Source organism: Streptomyces sp. NPDC055400, assembly GCF_053644375.1.
The window spans coordinates 479,436-496,584 of sequence record NZ_JBSHLM010000003.1; the positions used below are offsets into that span (position 1 = coordinate 479,436).

Consider the following 17,149-nt stretch of genomic DNA (forward strand, 5'->3'; position numbering starts at 1 on the left):
TCTGTGGAGAACACCCGTAACCAGGGGCTGGAATCGAACAACGCGTCCGGCCGCGCCGTCCCGCAGTAACGAAGAAGGGCGCCCCAGAAGCTTGTCCCGGGGCGCCCTTCGACGGCGTACAGAGGGGTCTGACAGCTGCTGTCAGCCGTTCTTGATGCGGTTGGTGAGCTCGGTGACCTGGTTGTAGATGGACCGCCGCTCGGCCATCAGCGCACGGATCTTGCGGTCCGCGTGCATGACCGTTGTGTGGTCGCGGCCGCCGAACTGCGCCCCGATCTTCGGCAGGGACAGGTCGGTGAGCTCACGGCACAGGTACATCGCGATCTGGCGTGCCGTCACCAGGACGCGGCTGCGCGACGATCCGCACAGGTCCTCCACCGTCAGGCCGAAGTAGTCGGCCGTCGCCGCCATGATCGCCGTCGCCGTGATGTCGGGGGCCGAGTCCTCGCCGCCGGGGATCAGGTCCTTGAGGACGATCTCCGTCAGACCGAGGTCCACCGGCTGCCGGTTCAGCGACGCGAACGCCGTGACCCGGATCAGCGCCCCCTCCAGCTCGCGGATGTTGCGCGAGATGCGGGACGCGATGAACTCGAGGACCTCCGGCGGAGCGTTCAGCTGCTCCTGCACCGCCTTCTTACGAAGGATGGCGATACGGGTCTCCAGCTCGGGCGGCTGGACGTCGGTGATCAGGCCCCACTCGAAGCGGTTGCGCAGCCGGTCCTCCAGGGTCACCAGCTGCTTGGGGGGCCGGTCACTGGAGAGCACGATCTGCTTGTTCGCGTTGTGGAGCGTGTTGAAGGTGTGGAAGAACTCCTCCTGCGTCGACTCCTTGTCCGCGAGGAACTGGATGTCGTCGACAAGAAGGATGTCCATCTCGCGGTACCGCTTGCGGAAGCTGTCGCCCTTGCCGTCACGGATCGAGTTGATGAACTCGTTGGTGAACTCCTCGGAGCTCACATAACGCACGCGCGTGCCCGGGTACAGACTGCGCGCGTAGTGCCCGATCGCGTGCAGCAGGTGGGTCTTGCCGAGCCCCGACTCCCCATAGATGAAGAGGGGGTTGTACGCCTTCGCCGGCGCCTCGGCAACGGCGACCGCTGCCGCGTGGGCGAAACGGTTCGAGGCACCGATGACGAAGGTGTCGAACAGGTACTTGGGGTTCAGCCGCGCGGTCGGCTCCCCGGGACCCGTCGCCGGCGCGGGCTGCGCGGCGAGCGGTCCGGGGGCGCCACTGGGGACACCGCGTCCGCGGCCACCGTCCTGCCCGGGACGGCCGCCCATCGGACCGTCGTTGAGGTCGCGGCGCTCGTGCCGGCCGTGCCGCCCCTGACGCTCGGACATCTGCTCGTACGACGACCGCTCGGACTGCTGCTCGTATCCGGAGCGCTCGACCTGCTGCTCGTAACCATTGCGGTCCGACTGCTGGTCGTATCCCGTCCGGTCCGGCTGCTGGTCGTAGGGCGACCGCTCCTGCTGCTCATAGGGAGAGCGTTCCTGCTGCTGTTCGTATGGGGAGCGCTCGGACTGCTGGTCGTAGGGGGAGCGTTCCTGCTGCCGGTAGTCGTGCTGCGGCTGCTGGGGCGGGTTCGCGTACGGGTCGCGCTCGGGGAAGCCGAGCCGCGGCTGCTGCCAGCTGTACTCGTCCTGCGACCGCGGCCAGGCGCCCGGCTCCGGACGCTGATAGTCCGGGTACGCGGGGCGGGCGGTCGGCAGCTGGTCGGCGCGGGCGCCCTGGGGCTGATCACCGCGGGGGCCCTGCGCGTGGTCGTCCGCCCGGCGGCCGTACGGGTCGTACGGCTCATGGGCCTGGTTCTGGCCCTGGCTCTGGCTCTGGGCCGGCGGCAGCTCGGGCTCTTCGTAGCGGTGCTGCGGTACGGGAGGTGCGGGAGGTGCGGACGGGACGGGCTGTTCACCGACGGAGTCGTCGACCGTGATCGCGATCCGGATCGGGCGGCCGCACTCGCGGCTCAGCGTCTCGGCCACGACCGGCGCGAGCCGTCCTTCCAGTACGCCCTTCGCGAACTCGTTCGGAACGGCGAGCAGCGCAGTGTCGGCGACCAGCGCGAGAGGCTGGCAGCGCCGGATCCAGTGTTCGTCCTTCGTCTCGACGCCCTGCCCACGGCCCTCCCCGAGGAGCTGCTCCAGAACTCGTGGCCACACTGCGGCAAGATCGGCAGGTACGTCAGCCACAGGGCACGCTCTCTCGCAGGTCCCACGAAGGTGTGGTTCTGGGACGGGTCGGAAGAAAATCGGGGTGGGGCGGTGAGAAGGGAACGAATCGGAGTTCAGCCACGGTAGTCAGGGCAACCGGTGCGGTTCAAGTTGTTGTCCACAGGCTGTGCACAGTGTCCCTCACCCGATGGCGGTTTGACCGGATGGCTCAGCCGCGCGTACCGTGACCAGGTCGAGTTGTCGATGGCTGCTGCCGCCTGCCTCCGATGGGCAAAGATCACGATCTGTGATTGTGAAGCGGTGCACTCGGTGCGTATACGCGAGCTTCTCGTGGGCGCACGGTGACAGCCAGGCGATGTCCCGCCACCACACAATCATTTCTGGAGCCCCCGAGTGAGCAAGCGCACCTTCCAGCCGAACAACCGTCGTCGCGCCAAGACCCACGGCTTCCGCCTGCGGATGCGCACCCGTGCCGGCCGCGCGATTCTCGCGAACCGCCGTGGCAAGGGTCGCGCCAGCCTGTCCGCCTGATCGCGTACAGGTCATGACGTGCTGCCTACCGAGAATCGGCTGAGGCGGCGCGAAGACTTCGCGACCGCGGTACGCCGAGGACGCCGGGCTGGCCGCCCGCTCCTCGTCGTCCATCTACGTAGCGGTGCAACGGACCCGCACGCGCCTGGGGAGAGCGTTCCCCCGACGCGTGCGGGTTTCGTCGTGAGCAAGGCAGTCGGTGGAGCTGTCGTACGTAACGCGGTGAAGCGCAGACTTCGCCACCTCATGCGCGACCGACTCGCACTGTTGTCCCCCGGTAGCCTGGTAGTCGTACGTGCGTTGCCCGGCGCGGGTGACGCCGACCATGCACAGCTGGCCCGAGACCTGGATGCCGCCCTTCAGCGGCTGCTGGGAGGGGGCGCGCGATGAAATACCCGCTGCTTGCTCTGATCAAGCTCTACCAGTGGACCATCAGCCCACTGCTGGGGCCTGTGTGCAAGTACTACCCGTCGTGTTCCCACTACGGCTTCACAGCGATCGACCGCCATGGTGCGATCAAGGGAACAGCTCTCACCGCCTGGCGCATCCTCCGGTGCAATCCGTGGTCGCTCGGCGGTGTCGATCACGTTCCGCCGCGCAAGCGTCCGCGGTGGCACGAAATGCTGCGTAACGCCTGGCGCGAACGCAAGGGCGGGCCTTCCGCCGCCGGCGCGCCTTCAGAGTGTGGCCACACCAGCCCCTCGAGCCCCGTCGCCGAGACCCCGTCCCATGCTCAAGGAGCCTGATTAGTGGACACGATTGCCGGTTTTTTCAGTTTCATCACGACACCCGTTTCGTGGGTCATCGTCCAGTTCCACTCGTTGTACGGGGCGATCTTCGGCCCGGACACGGGCTGGGCCTGGGGCCTGTCCATCGTGTCCCTGGTGATCCTGATCCGTATCTGCCTGATCCCGCTCTTTGTGAAGCAGATCAAGGCCACTCGGGCGATGCAGACGCTGCAGCCCGAGATGAAGAAGATCCAGGAGCGCTACAAGAACGACAAGCAGCGCCAGTCCGAAGAGATGATGAAGCTGTACAAGGAGACGGGTACCAACCCGCTCTCCTCGTGCCTTCCCATCCTGGCGCAGTCCCCGTTCTTCTTTGCCCTGTACCACGTGCTCAACGGCATCGCGACGGGCACCACGATCGGTGTCATCGACGACAACCTGCTGGCGAGCGCGCGTAAGGCGCACATCTTCGGCGCCCCGCTCGCGGCCAAGTTCACCGACTCCGCGGACAAGGTCGCCTCGCTCGGCGCCACGCTGACCGACGTCCGAGTCGTCACCGCGATCATGATCGTCCTGATGTCGGCGTCGCAGTTCTACACGCAGCGCCAGCTGATGACGAAGAACGTCGACATGACGGTCAAGACGCCGTTCATGCAGCAGCAGAAGATGCTGATGTACGTCTTCCCGGTCATGTTCGCCGTCTTCGGCATCAACTTCCCGGTCGGTGTTCTCGTCTACTGGCTGACCACCAACGTGTGGACCATGGGCCAGCAGATGTACGTCATCCGCCAGAACCCGACCCCGGGCAGCAAGGCCCAGGCAGCCCATCTGGAGCGCCTGCTCAAGCACGTCACGCACGCCGAGAAGACCCGCAACCGTCGGGAGCGCGGCATCGTGAAGGCGATCGTCGCCAAGGGCCGCGACCGCAACGAGTTCGAGCGCAAGTTCATCAACGGCCTGACCAAGGTGAACCTCGCCGCCCAGGCCGACGGAACGGTCATCAAGAGCGCGGCCGGCACTCTGACCGAGGACGAGGACGGGACTCAGACGACGGGCGGTACGCCGAAGCGGCAGCAGCCCAAGCGCCAGTCCAAGTCGCAGCGCCAGCACGGCACCGCTCAGGGCGGGGCCAAGGGCGAGTCCGACGCGCCGGAGCCCACGTCCCTCGAGAAGAAGGACGAGGCGGAAGACGCCAAGCCCGAGGCCAAGCCGGCCGGTGGCAAGCCCGCTTCCGGCACCCCTGCCCGCAGCAAAGCCAAGTCCGGACAGCGCAAGGGCCCGCAGCGGCCCAAGTCCCCGTCCAAGAAGTAAGAAGGAGTCCATCCCGTGACGGAAGGCACCACCTCCGCCGCTCCTGAGGGCAGCGACACCCTGACTCGCCTTGAGCAGGAAGGCGAGATCGCGGCGGACTACCTCGAGGGTCTGCTGGACATCGCCGACCTCGACGGCGACATCGACATGGACGTCGAGGCCGACCGCGCCGCCGTCTCGATCGTCAGCGACGCGTCCACCCGCGACCTGCAGAAGCTGGTCGGCCGCGACGGTGAGGTCCTCGAGGCCCTCCAGGAGCTGACCCGCCTGGCGGTCCACCGGGAGACCGGGGACCGCAGCCGCCTCATGCTGGACATCGCCGGTTACCGCGCGAAGAAGCGTGCGGAGCTCTCCGAGCTGGGCGCCAAGGCCGCGGCCGAGGTGAAGAGCAACGGCGAGCCGGTCAAGCTCGACCCGATGACGCCCTTCGAGCGCAAGGTCGTCCACGACGCGGTCAAGGCCGCCGGCCTGCGCAGTGAGTCCGAGGGCGAGGAGCCGCAGCGCTTCGTCGTCGTGCTCCCTGCCTGAGCGGTACGTCGCTCTACGGCCCCGTCTGTTCGCAGGCGGGGCCGATCTTTGTCAGCCTGATAGTCAGCCACCCAACGCGGTAGCGCGGTACGGAAGGACGGTCCACGTGACGGAGGCAGCAGAGCTTCCCCCGGCTCCTGAACAGGCCCGAGCGGTATTCGGCGAGCGTTACACGGACGCGGTCCGGTACGCGGAGCTGCTGGCCGACGCGGGGGTGCAGCGTGGTCTCATCGGTCCCCGGGAAGTGCCCCGGCTGTGGGAGCGGCACATCCTGAACTGCGCCGTGCTGTCCGAGGTCGTACCGGAGGGCGTCACCGTGTGCGACGTGGGCTCCGGCGCCGGGCTGCCCGGTATCCCGCTGGCCCTGGTCAGGCCCGACCTGAAGATCACGCTCCTGGAGCCGCTGCTGCGGCGCACGACTTTCCTCACCGAGGTCGTCGAGCTCCTCGGCCTCGATCATGTGACCGTGGTCCGCGGCCGCGCCGAGGAGGTTCTCGGCAAGCTGACTCCCGTCCATGTGGTGACGGCGCGCGCTGTCGCTCCGCTGGACCGCCTCGCGGCGTGGGGCGTTCCGCTGCTGCGGCCGTACGGCGAGATGCTCGCCCTCAAGGGGGACACCGCCGAGGAAGAGGTCAAGAGCGCGGGGACCGCCCTGAGCAAGCTCGGTGCGGTGGCCACCTCGGTGCTGCACGTTGGTGAGGGCGTGGTGGATCCCCTCTCGACCGTGGTGCGCGTCGAGGTCGGAGAGAGCCCCGGCGGTGTGCGGTTCGCGGCGAAGCGCGCCAAGGCGGCTCGCGTCGGGCGGGTCCGGCGTCGACGCTGACGTCGTACCTCGTCGTCGAGGCGTCTGCTGTGTTCTAGGCGACAGTTCGCTTCTTGCGGTGATGGCCGCTCGGGTCCTTGGGACCTGAGCGGCCATTGCTTTTTGGGTGATGCTTGTCTCGTGCGTCCCCTGACGTCTGGTGCCGGAGGTGTGTGTCTCCTGCAGGCGGCTCGTGTGCCGGTCGGCTCTGAGGGGCGAGGTTGACTGACTCCGAGGGCGTCAGTGGACTGGCGCTGGTCCGTCCGCTCTGATCCGGCCTGACGACGACTCGCACTCCGTGAAACCTGCCAAACGTATGTATGTCGGGGTGTCGCACGGGTGCCGACCGGGCTGCGGTGCATCGTGTTTCACGTGAAACGTCGCTCACTGCTGCATGGCATCATCAGTCGCGGTCGCGCCGCGGCTGCCCCCCGCGACCGTAGGCCTCTCGGATCCCTCGAATCGGGCACGGAGTTGTCCACAGAGGCCGTTTCCTCCACAGAAGACAGGGCCTCGCTGGTTCACGACCCCGAAAGCATGGGAGGCTCTGTTCATTGCGAGCCTGAAGTCGAGGAGAGTGAATCCTTGCGGTCCGACGCCAACATCGCGGGACCGATGACCGATCCGGTCCCCGGTCCCCGTACCGAGTCGGTGGGGGAGGATGTTTCACGTGAAACACCGCCTCCGATGGACGACACCCCTATCGGTCGTGCTGCCCAGCTGGCGGTAGAAGCTCTTGGTCGCGCAGGCGAGGGCCTGCCGCGACCTGAGCAGACCCGCGTCATGGTGGTTGCCAACCAGAAGGGCGGGGTCGGCAAGACCACCACAACGGTCAACCTTGCCGCTTCGCTGGCACTGCACGGTGCCCGCGTCCTGGTGATCGACCTGGATCCACAGGGCAACGCCTCCACGGCTCTGGGAATCGACCATCACGCCGAAGTGCCTTCGATCTACGACGTGTTGGTCGAGAGCAAGCCGCTCTCCGAGGTCGTACAGCCCGTGGTCGATGTGGAGGGCCTCTTCTGCGCCCCCGCCACCATCGACCTCGCCGGTGCGGAGATCGAGCTGGTCTCGCTGGTGGCCCGCGAGAGCAGACTGCAGCGCGCGATCCAGGCGTATGAGCAGCCCTTGGACTACATCCTCATCGACTGCCCTCCATCGCTCGGCCTGCTGACGGTCAACGCTCTGGTCGCCGGCGCCGAGGTGCTGATCCCGATCCAGTGCGAGTACTACGCGCTGGAGGGCCTGGGGCAGCTCCTGCGCAACGTGGATCTCGTGCGCGGGCACCTGAACCCGGATCTGCATGTGTCGACGATCCTGCTCACGATGTACGACGGCCGCACCCGGCTGGCGTCGCAGGTCGCCGACGAGGTCCGCAGCCACTTCGGCGAAGAGGTCCTGCGGACGAGCATCCCGCGCTCCGTGCGGATCTCCGAGGCCCCGAGCTATGGGCAGACCGTGCTCACCTACGATCCGGGGTCGAGCGGTGCGCTCTCCTATCTCGAGGCGGCGCGGGAGATGGCGCTGCGCGGGGTCGGTATCCGCTACGACGCTCAGCACGCCCATACGGGCACTCAACTTGACCAGCACAGCACGGTGGAGGGTATCCAGTGAGCGAGCGACGGAGGGGACTGGGCCGTGGCCTCGGCGCACTGATCCCAGCAGCCCCCACCCCTGACAAGACGGCACCGGCCAGCGCGATGGGAGGTGCCTCCGGCTCGCCTTCCGCCGGGCCCGTCCTGACGGCGGAGCGCGGTGTGGCGGCGGCGAAGGTTGCCTCCCTTCCGCAGCCCCAGGTTTCACATGAAACAGGGGACGCGTTCGGCGGCTCTGTGGAAGCTCCGGAGGCGTCGGCGGGAGCGTACTTCGCTGAGCTTCCGATTGACGCCATCACGCCCAACCCGCGGCAGCCGCGCGAGGTTTTCGACGAGGACGCCCTCGCCGAGCTCGTCACCTCGATCAAGGAAGTCGGGCTTCTCCAGCCCGTCGTCGTACGGCAACTGAGCTCGTCGCGCTTCGAGCTCATCATGGGCGAGCGTCGCTGGCGCGCCTGCCGCGAGGCCGGTCTGGAGCGCATTCCGGCGATCGTCCGGGCGACGGACGACGAGAAGCTTCTCCTCGACGCGCTCCTGGAGAACCTGCACCGCGCTCAGCTGAACCCGCTGGAAGAGGCAGCCGCCTATGACCAGTTGCTGAAGGACTTCAACTGCACGCACGACCAGCTGGCTGACCGGATCGGCCGTTCGCGGCCGCAGGTCTCCAACACGCTGCGGCTCCTGAAGCTCTCTCCGGCCGTTCAGCGCCGGGTGGCCGCGGGCGTGCTTTCGGCCGGGCATGCGCGTGCCCTGCTCTCCGTGGAGGACTCGGAGGAGCAGGACCGTCTCGCTCACCGGATCGTCGCCGAGGGGCTCTCGGTGCGGGCCGTCGAGGAGATCGTGACCCTGATGGGCTCACACCCGACGAGCACAGTGCGCGCCAAGGGGCCGCGGGCCGGGGCTCGTCTCTCGCCGGCGCTCAGCGACCTGGCCACGCGGCTCTCCGACCGGTTCGAGACGCGGGTGAAGGTCGACCTCGGGCAGAAGAAGGGCAAGATCGTCGTCGAGTTCGCCTCGATGGACGATCTCGAGCGCATCCTCGGTCAGCTCGCTCCGGGTGAGGGGCCCGTCCTCCAGCATGGAGCGACGGAGGACGAGGACCAGGCGAACGAGGTCTAGGGGAACGGGGGTTGGTCCCGTTCGACGTAAGTCTCAGGAGAGCAGGCCGTGTCCGGTGTGTACCGGAACACGGCCTGCTCTTTGCTTTCTGTCGGTATCGATGGAATCGCTTCGTGGATACGATGCGATGGGGAAGAGCGCACCCCTCAAAGTCACCTCATGCGGGAGGCGGGTCATGCAATCGGTGAGTCGTGCCGGGCTGATGACCGCGGGTCTCGGGCTGGGCGCGGTCGGCGGGTTCGTCGGCAGCCTGCTCAGGGAACGGAGCGCTCTGACAGCTGCCCGTGACGCGGCGGGCGAAGGAAGTGAGGATCTGCCTTCATGGGGCGTCGGCTCGTACCGCTCACACTGGACAACCTTCCGGACCTTCCCAAGCGTTGCCGGTCGTGTGTCTTCTGGGAGCTGGATCCGGTCAGCGGCCAAGCCGCGATAGAGGCAGGCACTCCGGAGCTGGAGAAGGAGGCCTGGATCTCGGCTGTCCTGCTGGAATGGGGTTCCTGCGGACGGGTCGTCTACGTGGACGATGTTCCGGTCGGCTTCGTGCTCTACGCGCCGCCGGCGTACGTCCCCCGCTCGACCGCTTTCCCCACAAGCCCGGTCTCCCCCGATGCCGTGCAGCTGATGACGGCGTGGATCATGCCCGGCTATCAAGGGCAGGGGCTCGGCAGGGTGATCGTGCAGACCGTCGCCAAGGATCTGCTGCGCAGGGGGTTCAGGGCGATCGAGGCGTTCGGCGATGCGCAGTGGAAGGAACCGGCCTGCATACTGCCCGCGGACCATCTGCTGGCCGTGGGCTTCAAGACCGTGCGTCCTCACCCCTCTTATCCGCGACTCCGCCTTGAGCTGCGTACGACGCTCTCGTGGAAGGAGGACGTCGAGCTCGCCCTGGACCGGCTCCTCGGAGCGGTGCAGAAGGAACCGGCGCTCCGCCCCCTGTGAGTCTCGATCCATCTATTGCGGCGGTCACGCAAACGGGCCAACCCGGTTGGGTTGGCCCGTTCGTGTTTCACGTGAAACATCGCCGCTCCGCCGTGGAGCCGCATCGCCGATCAGTTGGCGATGAAGTCCTCGAGGTCGCGCACGATGGCGGCCTTCGGCTTGGCGCCGACGATGGTCTTGGCGACCTCGCCGCCCTGGTAGACGTTCAGGGTCGGGATCGACATGACGCCGTACTTCGCGGCGATGGCCGGGTTCTCGTCGATGTTGAGCTTGACGACCTCGATCTTGTCGCCGTACTCGGCGGCGATCGCCTCCAGGGACGGCGCGATCTGGCGGCACGGACCGCACCAGGCGGCCCAGAAGTCCACCAGTACGGGCTTGTCGCTCTTGAGGACGTCCTCGTCGAAGGAAGCGTCGGTCACGTTCTTGAGGTTGCCGGCCACGGCGGGCTCCTTAGCTACTTTGGTGATGCGGTGGGGCGGGTGTGAGTTCTCAGACGGTGGCGGCCGCGGCGGACTCGCTGTCGGTGAGAGAGGCGAGGAAGCGCTCGGCGTCCAGGGCGGCGGAGCAGCCGGTGCCGGCCGCGGTGATCGCCTGGCGGTAGGTGTGGTCGACGACGTCACCGGCACCGAAGACACCGGTCAGGTTCGTCCGGGTCGAGGGGGCCTCGACCTTGAGGTAGCCCTCGTCGTCCAGCTCGAGCTGGCCCTTGAAGAGCTCGGTGCGCGGGTCGTGACCGATCGCGATGAACAGGCCGGTGACCGGGAGCTCGGAGGTCTCACCCGTCTTGACGTTGCGCAGCGTCAGGTGCGAGAGCTTCTGGTCGCCGTGGACCTCGGCGATCTCGCTGTCCCAGGCGAACTTGATCTTCGGGTCGGCGAAGGCGCGATCCTGCATGGCCTTGGAGGCACGCAGGCTGTCACGGCGGTGCACGATCGTCACGGACTTGGCGAACCGGGAGAGGAAGGTCGCCTCCTCCATCGCGGTGTCACCGCCGCCGATCACGGCGATGTCCTGGTCCTTGAAGAAGAAGCCGTCGCACGTCGCGCACCAGGAAACGCCGCGACCGGAGAGCGCGTCCTCGTTCGGCAGGCCGAGCTTGCGGTGCTGGGAGCCGGTCGTGACGATGACGGCCTTCGCGCGGTGCACGGTGCCCGCCGTGTCGGTGACGGTCTTGATCTCGCCCGTCAGATCGACGGAGATGACGTCGTCCGGGACGAGCTCGGCGCCGAAACGCTCGGCCTGGGCGCGCATGTTGTCCATGAGCTCGGGGCCCATGATGCCGTCCTGGAAGCCGGGGAAGTTCTCCACCTCGGTGGTGTTCATCAGGGCACCGCCCGCGGTGACAGCGCCCTCGAACACCAGCGGCTTCAGCGACGCGCGCGCGGTGTACAGGGCCGCCGTGTAGCCGGCGGGCCCGGAGCCGATGATGATCACGTTACGGACGTCGCTCACGGCTTGATTCCTCGTCTCTGCGGGACTGCTGCGTACTGCCGGGGGAGTCCGTCTCCGGACTCTCACCCCACCCAACGGATCCTACGGGGCGCGCATTCCCACCGTGTCCGGGAGCACACGCGAAGTGTGCCCCTGTGTGGAGTCAGCGCCGCGCGTAGGAGCGGGTCAGCAGCAGTTTGCCGGGAGCCGAGGACGGCTGCTTCACGCAGGTCGCGTCGATGACGTAGGCCGAGACCTGGGCAGGATCCGACTGGTGAGGCAGCACGACGAGGTAGGCGGCGGTGCCCTTGTAGTCTCCCCGCTCGATGGCGAGGGCGGGCGTCTCACGGCCGGTGCCCCGCTGTATGCAGTCCGGCACCACGATGGTCTTCCCTCGCATCGGGGAGTTCGACCGGGGGGTCTTCGGACCGGACTGCTCGATGTCGAGGGACGGCTTGGACGTCGACGAGTCGGAAGGTGCGGAGGATTTCTCCGTCAGAAGGCTCTGCACCTGGTTCTCGAGCTTGTTCTCGGTGAAGGAGAGTGCGGAGCTCGCCTGGCGGGGCGTGCCGCTCTCGGGAGCGCCGGTAGGCGTGCTGCCCCCGTTCTGCAGGAGGAGGACTCCCAGGCCGATCGCAGCTGCCGTGAAGACGGCCCCGAGCGCGGCGCCCCGACGGCGCCGGGTGCGCGTCCGGCTGCCCCGCCCTGGACCTGTCGTGGCACGGGGATGACCAGAAGGGCGGTCCGCGGGGGCGGTCGGCGAGTCGGCCAGCGTCGTCTCAGGCGTTGTTTCACGTGAAACAGGCGACGCGGACTGTGCTTCGGCTTCCGGTTCGGCCTCGTGCTCGGTGTAGTCCGGTGCCTTCGTGTCGAGTAGTGCCTCCGCGGCGAGTGCGGCGTCGATGCGGCCCGCGATGTCGGCAGGCATGTGCGGCGGGCCGGGAAGCGTGCCGAGCGTGTCACGGATCTCTTCCAGGGAGGCGTAGACGTCGGCGCACAGCTCGCAGCCGTTCAGGTGCTCCCGTACCTCCTCTGTGCGGGAAGAGGAGAGGAGGCCCTCGGTGAGTTCGGAGATCTCGGCGATCTCGGGGTGCTCGGCCGTGTCGGTCGTGGATGTCACGCTCGCCCACCTCCGCCCTTCACGGCAGCTGAATCATCTGGTCCTGCCCCGTCCCGGGGCCCTGCTGCCGGTGGGACGGATGTCCCCTGCGTCCGGTTCCTTCCGGGCGCTTCCGGGAGCGGGTTCTTGTCACTCTCGCTCTCGCCGTTGTCGGTCCGCAGATGGGTGACCAACGGCAGGAGTCTGGCTCTGCCGCGCGCGCAGCGGCTTTTGACCGTGCCGGTGGGAACGCCGAGAACGCGGGCCGCCTCGGCCACCGGGTAGCCCTGCATGTCGACCAGGACGAGAGCGGCCCGCTGGTCGACGGGAAGAGTGCCCAGCGCTTCGAAGAGCTCGCGATGGAGGTCATTGCGTTCAGCGGGAGCGGCCGCGGACTCGTGAGGTTCGAGGAGCTGGTCCAGGCGCTCCGTGTCCTCGACCGGAGAGGTCTTCCGCGACGCGGCCTTGCGGGCCCGGTCGAGGCAGGCGTTCACGGTGATGCGGTGCAGCCAGGTCGTGACGGCGGACTGCCCTCGGAAGGTGTGCGCCGCCCGGTAGGCGGAGACCAGGGCGTCCTGGACGGCGTCGGCGGCTTCCTCCCGGTCTCCCAGGGTGCGCAGGGCCACGGCCCAGAGCCGGTCACGATGGCGGCGCACGAGTTCGCCGAAGGCGTCCTTGTCACCCGCGACATGGCGGGTGAGGAGGTCCTGATCGCTTACTTCGCCGTAGGCGGCGTCGTCCACTTTCGAACCCCCTCCCCCAGGTGAGCCTTCAGCCGGTGAACTTCACGTCGGTGAGAGCCTGCTTGTAACCCGCTCCGTAGTAACCGTCGGATCCGGACTTCGGCACGGCCGTCATCCACAGGAGCACGTACCGCGTCTTCACCGGCTTGTCGGCCTCGATCTTCGAGGTGGTGCCCGTAGTGGTGTCCGTACCGATGCTCTTCATGGAGTCGATCGATGTCGTGGGCGACAGCGAATCGGTCGCGTACAGGGAGACCGTCGTGTGGTCGCCGCCGTACTGAAGAGCTATCGACGCGGCCGATACGTCCTTGGCCGAGCCGAGGTCGTAGACGATACCGACGCCGGGCTTGTACGGCGCCAGCTTCGGACCGTCGTTGTAGGTCTTGGTACGCCAGAACGTCTTGCTGTCGCCGTCGTAGGTCTTCGCCACGTCACCCGGGGCCTGTGCCTCGCCCTTGGCGACGTACTCCCTGGCGTCCTCGATGGTCATCGGCTTCGTCGGCTTGTGCTCGTCGCCCTTGTCGTCGCCGTCGGTGTTGTGCGACGTGTTGGCGTCGCCCGACGTGCCGCGGTCCATCAGGGCTTCCGCGAGCTGCCAGCTACCGAGGCCGAGGGCCACGATGAGCAATGCCGACACGGCCCACTTGAGCGCCTTGCCCGTCCGGCTCTGCAGCGGCGGCGGAGGCGCGGCCGGCATGGGCTGGGCCACGCCGGGACGCGGGGCCGGACGGCCGTAGGTGCCCTGCTGGTAGGTCGTCCGCTGGTACTCCGCCGGGGCTGTGAAAACGGGCTCCGGGGGCCGGATGCGGGGCATCTCGCCGACGGCCTTCACGAGGTCCTCGGTCGTGGTGCACGGCGGATCCTGCCGCGACGCTGTTGCCCCCTCGTTGACGAGGGCACGCATGGCCAGCTCGGACAGCCCGCGGTGCACTCCGGCCCGCACCTGGTCGGGCGCGATGAGGCCGATGTCCTTGGGCAGACCGGACAGGCCGTACGCGTCGTCCTCGTAGGGCCAGCGCTGCGTCAGGGCGGCGTACAGGAGGGCACCGATCGCCTCGGTGTCCGTGCGCTGCGGTGTCTCCGAGGTGATGCCGCGCAGGGCAGCGTTGACGGCGAGGCCGCGGATGCGCCACTGGCCGGTCGAGGTGCGCAGCACCGCGCTCGGGGTGAGCCGCAGATGCGCGAGGCCCTCGCGGTGCGCGGCGGCCATCGCCTGGGAGGCCTGGTTCACGAGCTGGTACGCCTCGTGCACCTCGAGGGGGCCCGAGGCGAGCAGCGCGGTCAGCTCCGTGGCATCGGGCAGCCACTCGTGCACCACGTAAACAAGGTCGTTCTCCTCGACCGCGTCCAGGACCTGGACGAATCGAGGGTCACCCAGAAGCGCCGATGAGCGGGCCGCCGCGAGAACGGACCGTGCCCGCGGGTGGTCCGCGGGGAGCAGGTGCACCCCGACAGCCCGGCGGAGCTTCTCATCCACCGCGCGCCAGCTGCTGAATCCGTCCAGTCGGGTGACGCACTCCTCCAGGCGATAGCGTCTGGCGAGTTTGTGACCGCTGTGCAGCTCGGGGGCAGTGGACGAGCCGGGGCTCGTCGACCCGTCGGTGTCCTCCGCGTCCTCGTTCGCTGCCGTGTCCCGCTCCCGGGTCTGGGCCACCCCGTCGGCCGTGGTCTGCTCCGCTTTCGCGGTCAGTGGCTCGTCACCACTGTTGTCTGCCACGTCGACGGCAGCCGTACTCCGTTCCGCCACCGTCGTTCCTGCCTCCCCATCCGTTGCGCGCTCTGCGACGCCAAAGCCAATTGTGCCCACAGTCCGGCGATAAGCACGACACGCGGCAGCCCGCGATGGTTGTGCGGCCCGCCGGTCCGCTAGCGGCCGAGGCGCCCGCGGACCATTCCGACCATCGAGTTGAGCTCTTCGATCCGCATGCGCCGGGCAGCGACGTAGAAGACGCCCAGCAGCACGGCCCCGCCCACGACCAGCGCCGCGAGCGAACCCCCCGCGCCGCTGCCGAGTGCTCCGGTGATCAGGAAACCGACCACGCCACCGGCGACCGCCCCCGGGATCGCGGCCATGCCGAGGCGGGCATACGTACGGATGACCTGAGAGCCGTCCAGGTCGCCGCCGAGACGCTTGCGCAGGCGCTGCCAGGCGACGCCCACACCGATCGCGTACGCGAGACCGTACGAGGCGGCCATGCCGACCACGGCCCACTGCGCGGGCAGCAGGAGGTAGGCGATCCCCGAGGCTGCCGCGTTGACGGCGGCCACGATGACCGTGTTGTAGAAGGGCGTCCGGGTGTCCTCGTACGCATAGAAGCCGCGCAGCACGACGTACTGCACGGAGTACGGGATCAGGCCGAGGCCGAACGCCATGAGGATGTAGCCCATGGAGCGGGCGCCGTCGGCGCCGCTGGACCCGAAGAGCAAGGTGCACATCGGGACGCCGAGGGCGACGAACATGAAGGCGACCGGGACGATCGCGACCGCAGAGGTACGCAGGCCCTGCGAGATGTCGTCGCGGACCGCTCCGGGGTCGCCGTCGTGGGCCGCGCGCGAGATGCGCGGCAGCATCGCCGCCATGACGGAGACGGTGATGATCGCCTGCGGCATGCCCCAGATCAGCTGGGCGTTCGAGTAGCCCATGATGCCCGCGCCGGGCAGGTCGGACGCCTTGCCCGCGGCGGTGGCGAGCTGGGTGACGACGAGGACGCCCGCCTGGTTGGCGAGGACGAACAGCACGGTCCACTTGGCGAGCTTGACCGCCTTGCCGAGGCCGTGGCCCTTCCAGTCGAACCGCAGCCGGAACCGGAAGCCGGTCTCGCGCAGGTACGGGATCATCGCCAGCGCCTGCACCGTCAGACCGAGCAGGGTGCCGATGCCGAGCAGCCGGACCCCGTCTGCGGGGATCGTGTCGACGTGCAGCTGAGAGTCTGCCGCCGTGCCGTAGACGTAGATGAACATGCCGAACGTGAAGATCATGACGATGTTGTTCAGGACCGGGGTCCACATCATCGCGCCGAACTTCCCGCGGGCGTTCAGGATCTGGCCCATGACCACGTGCACGCCCATGAAGAAGATCGTGGGCAGGCAGTAGCGGGCGAAGGTGACGGCGACGTTGTTCGCGTCCGGACTGTTGGCGATGGAGGTCGACATCAGCCGGATCAGGAGCGGCGACGCGAAGACCGCCGCGGCGACGATCACGCCGAGCGCGACCATGACGAGCGTGAGCAGCCGGTTGGCATAGGCCTCGCCACCGTCCTCGTCCTCCTTCATGGACCGCACGAGCTGCGGCACGAACACCGAGTTGAGGCCGCCGCCGACGGTCAGGATGTAGATCATCGTCGGCAGGGTGTACGCCACCGTCCACGCGTCACCGAGCGTCGCGGAGCCGAGGGCCGCAGTGATGACCACGGTGCGTACGAAACCGGTGAGGCGTGAGACCAGGGTGCCCGCCGCCATGACGGCACTCGACTTCAGGAGGCTCGACGCGCGGCCCCCCTTCGCCGGGGCGGGGGCAGGTGCGGGCGTGTCGCCCTGGACGGGAGGCTGCGCCGGTCCGGCGGTGGGCGCCGGAACGCCGGGGGCATCGGCCGGCGGACGGCCGCCGCCGTTGCTCTGCTGGTCGCGGAAGAGATGCGCGAAGGCGTCGGGCTCGTGCTGCTCCTCGCTCGCCTGCGTCATCAGATCGTCGACGCCCAGGAACTGCGTGGTCCTGGCGTCGTCGCCGTAGGGAAGGAGCCGCGACGGGCCTTCCGGCTCGGGAGCAGGCGTCTGGGCCCACACGCGGGGGTCCGGGGGGTACTGAGCCGCGGGAGGCGGGTCGTAGAGCGGCTGAGGGGCCTCATAGGTGCCCGGAGGCGGCGGAGGGTGCGCGGCGCGGTCGTAGAGCGCCTCCGTCACCGGATCCTGGGCGGTGAGGTCCTGGGCCCGGTACGGATCCTGGTCGTAGGCGTCCTGGAAGTACGCGTCCTGCGGATACGCGTCCGGTGCGGGGTGGGACGGCGGGACCTGGCCGGGCGCTCCCTGATGACCAGGGGGCGGGCCCCCGGCCGAGGCTGAGCCGCCCGGGTCCTGGCCACGGTCACCGTCGTACGGCGCGTTCATGGTTACCCCACCTCATAGTCCCCGGGCCCACGGCCACGACATCG

General features: G+C 68.3%; 16 protein-coding genes. 9 read left to right on the forward strand and 7 right to left on the reverse strand.

Translation table 11 applies throughout. From position 1 onward, the window contains the following. Positions 1 to 141: 141 nt before the first annotated feature. Entirely contained in the window at positions 142 to 2,190 is a 2,049-nt protein-coding gene (dnaA, locus tag ACWIGU_RS10290) for a chromosomal replication initiator protein DnaA (protein WP_454399352.1), read from the reverse strand. Positions 2,191 to 2,565: 375 nt separating this feature from the next. On the opposite strand from dnaA, the gene rpmH reads away from it, so the two are divergent. The 9 genes from rpmH (at position 2,566) to ACWIGU_RS10335 (ending at position 9,725) form a co-directional block, all read left to right on the forward strand. Then, the gene (rpmH, locus tag ACWIGU_RS10295) at positions 2,566 to 2,703 is read left to right on the forward strand and encodes a 50S ribosomal protein L34 (RefSeq protein ID WP_006381191.1); all 138 of its coding nucleotides are present in this window, start codon (positions 2,566 to 2,568) and stop codon (positions 2,701 to 2,703) included. 18 nt (positions 2,704 to 2,721) lie between these two features. Beyond that, entirely contained in the window at positions 2,722 to 3,093 is a 372-nt protein-coding gene (gene rnpA / locus ACWIGU_RS10300; protein WP_116512076.1) for a ribonuclease P protein component, read from the forward strand. Beyond that, positions 3,090 to 3,449, forward strand: a complete 360-nt coding sequence (gene yidD, locus ACWIGU_RS10305; protein WP_454399354.1) for a membrane protein insertion efficiency factor YidD — start codon at positions 3,090 to 3,092, stop codon at positions 3,447 to 3,449. The genes rnpA and yidD overlap by 4 nt, the downstream gene beginning before the upstream one ends. Positions 3,450 to 3,452: 3 nt before the next feature. Beyond that, positions 3,453 to 4,742 carry a membrane protein insertase YidC gene (gene yidC / locus ACWIGU_RS10310; protein WP_454399356.1) on the forward strand — a complete coding sequence of 430 codons (1,290 nt, stop codon included), beginning with the start codon at positions 3,453 to 3,455 and terminating at the stop codon, positions 4,740 to 4,742. 15 nt (positions 4,743 to 4,757) lie between these two features. Then, positions 4,758 to 5,270, forward strand: a complete 513-nt coding sequence (locus tag ACWIGU_RS10315; protein WP_116512078.1) for a Jag family protein — start codon at positions 4,758 to 4,760, stop codon at positions 5,268 to 5,270. Positions 5,271 to 5,376: 106 nt separating this feature from the next. Next, complete coding sequence (rsmG, locus tag ACWIGU_RS10320) at positions 5,377 to 6,093, forward strand: 16S rRNA (guanine(527)-N(7))-methyltransferase RsmG (protein ID WP_329572180.1); 717 nt, start codon at positions 5,377 to 5,379, stop codon at positions 6,091 to 6,093. A gap of 516 nt (positions 6,094 to 6,609) precedes the next feature. Beyond that, complete coding sequence (locus ACWIGU_RS10325) at positions 6,610 to 7,686, forward strand: AAA family ATPase (protein ID WP_100597223.1); 1,077 nt, start codon at positions 6,610 to 6,612, stop codon at positions 7,684 to 7,686. Then, positions 7,683 to 8,786, forward strand: coding sequence for a ParB/RepB/Spo0J family partition protein (locus ACWIGU_RS10330; RefSeq protein ID WP_454399359.1), 1,104 nt, complete (start codon positions 7,683 to 7,685; stop codon positions 8,784 to 8,786). Before ACWIGU_RS10325 ends, ACWIGU_RS10330 begins: the two co-directional genes overlap by 4 nt. Positions 8,787 to 9,107: 321 nt before the next feature. Beyond that, a complete protein-coding gene (locus ACWIGU_RS10335; protein WP_356289203.1) occupies positions 9,108 to 9,725 on the forward strand; it encodes a GNAT family N-acetyltransferase in 618 nt (205 codons plus the stop codon). A 110-nt stretch (positions 9,726 to 9,835) separates the two neighbouring features. On the opposite strand, the gene trxA is transcribed toward ACWIGU_RS10335, so the two are convergent. The 6 genes from trxA to murJ form a co-directional block, all read right to left on the reverse strand. Next, positions 9,836 to 10,168 (reverse strand): thioredoxin, encoded by a 333-nt coding sequence (gene trxA, locus ACWIGU_RS10340; RefSeq protein ID WP_100597220.1) that lies wholly within the window; start codon positions 10,166 to 10,168, stop codon positions 9,836 to 9,838. A 49-nt stretch (positions 10,169 to 10,217) separates the two neighbouring features. Next, positions 10,218 to 11,180, reverse strand: a complete 963-nt coding sequence (gene trxB / locus ACWIGU_RS10345; protein ID WP_375994326.1) for a thioredoxin-disulfide reductase — start codon at positions 11,178 to 11,180, stop codon at positions 10,218 to 10,220. A 142-nt stretch (positions 11,181 to 11,322) separates the two neighbouring features. After that, complete coding sequence (locus ACWIGU_RS10350) at positions 11,323 to 12,279, reverse strand: hypothetical protein (protein ID WP_454399362.1); 957 nt, start codon at positions 12,277 to 12,279, stop codon at positions 11,323 to 11,325. Continuing rightward, positions 12,276 to 13,001: an RNA polymerase sigma factor SigM gene (gene sigM, locus ACWIGU_RS10355; protein WP_454399364.1), complete on the reverse strand. Its 726-nt coding sequence runs from the start codon at positions 12,999 to 13,001 to the stop codon at positions 12,276 to 12,278. The genes ACWIGU_RS10350 and sigM overlap by 4 nt, the downstream gene beginning before the upstream one ends. A gap of 28 nt (positions 13,002 to 13,029) precedes the next feature. Beyond that, a complete protein-coding gene (locus ACWIGU_RS10360; protein WP_454399366.1) occupies positions 13,030 to 14,748 on the reverse strand; it encodes a protein kinase family protein in 1,719 nt (572 codons plus the stop codon). Positions 14,749 to 14,867: 119 nt separating this feature from the next. After that, a complete protein-coding gene (murJ, locus tag ACWIGU_RS10365) occupies positions 14,868 to 17,105 on the reverse strand; it encodes a murein biosynthesis integral membrane protein MurJ (RefSeq protein WP_454399368.1) in 2,238 nt (745 codons plus the stop codon). Positions 17,106 to 17,149: the final 44 nt, after the last annotated feature.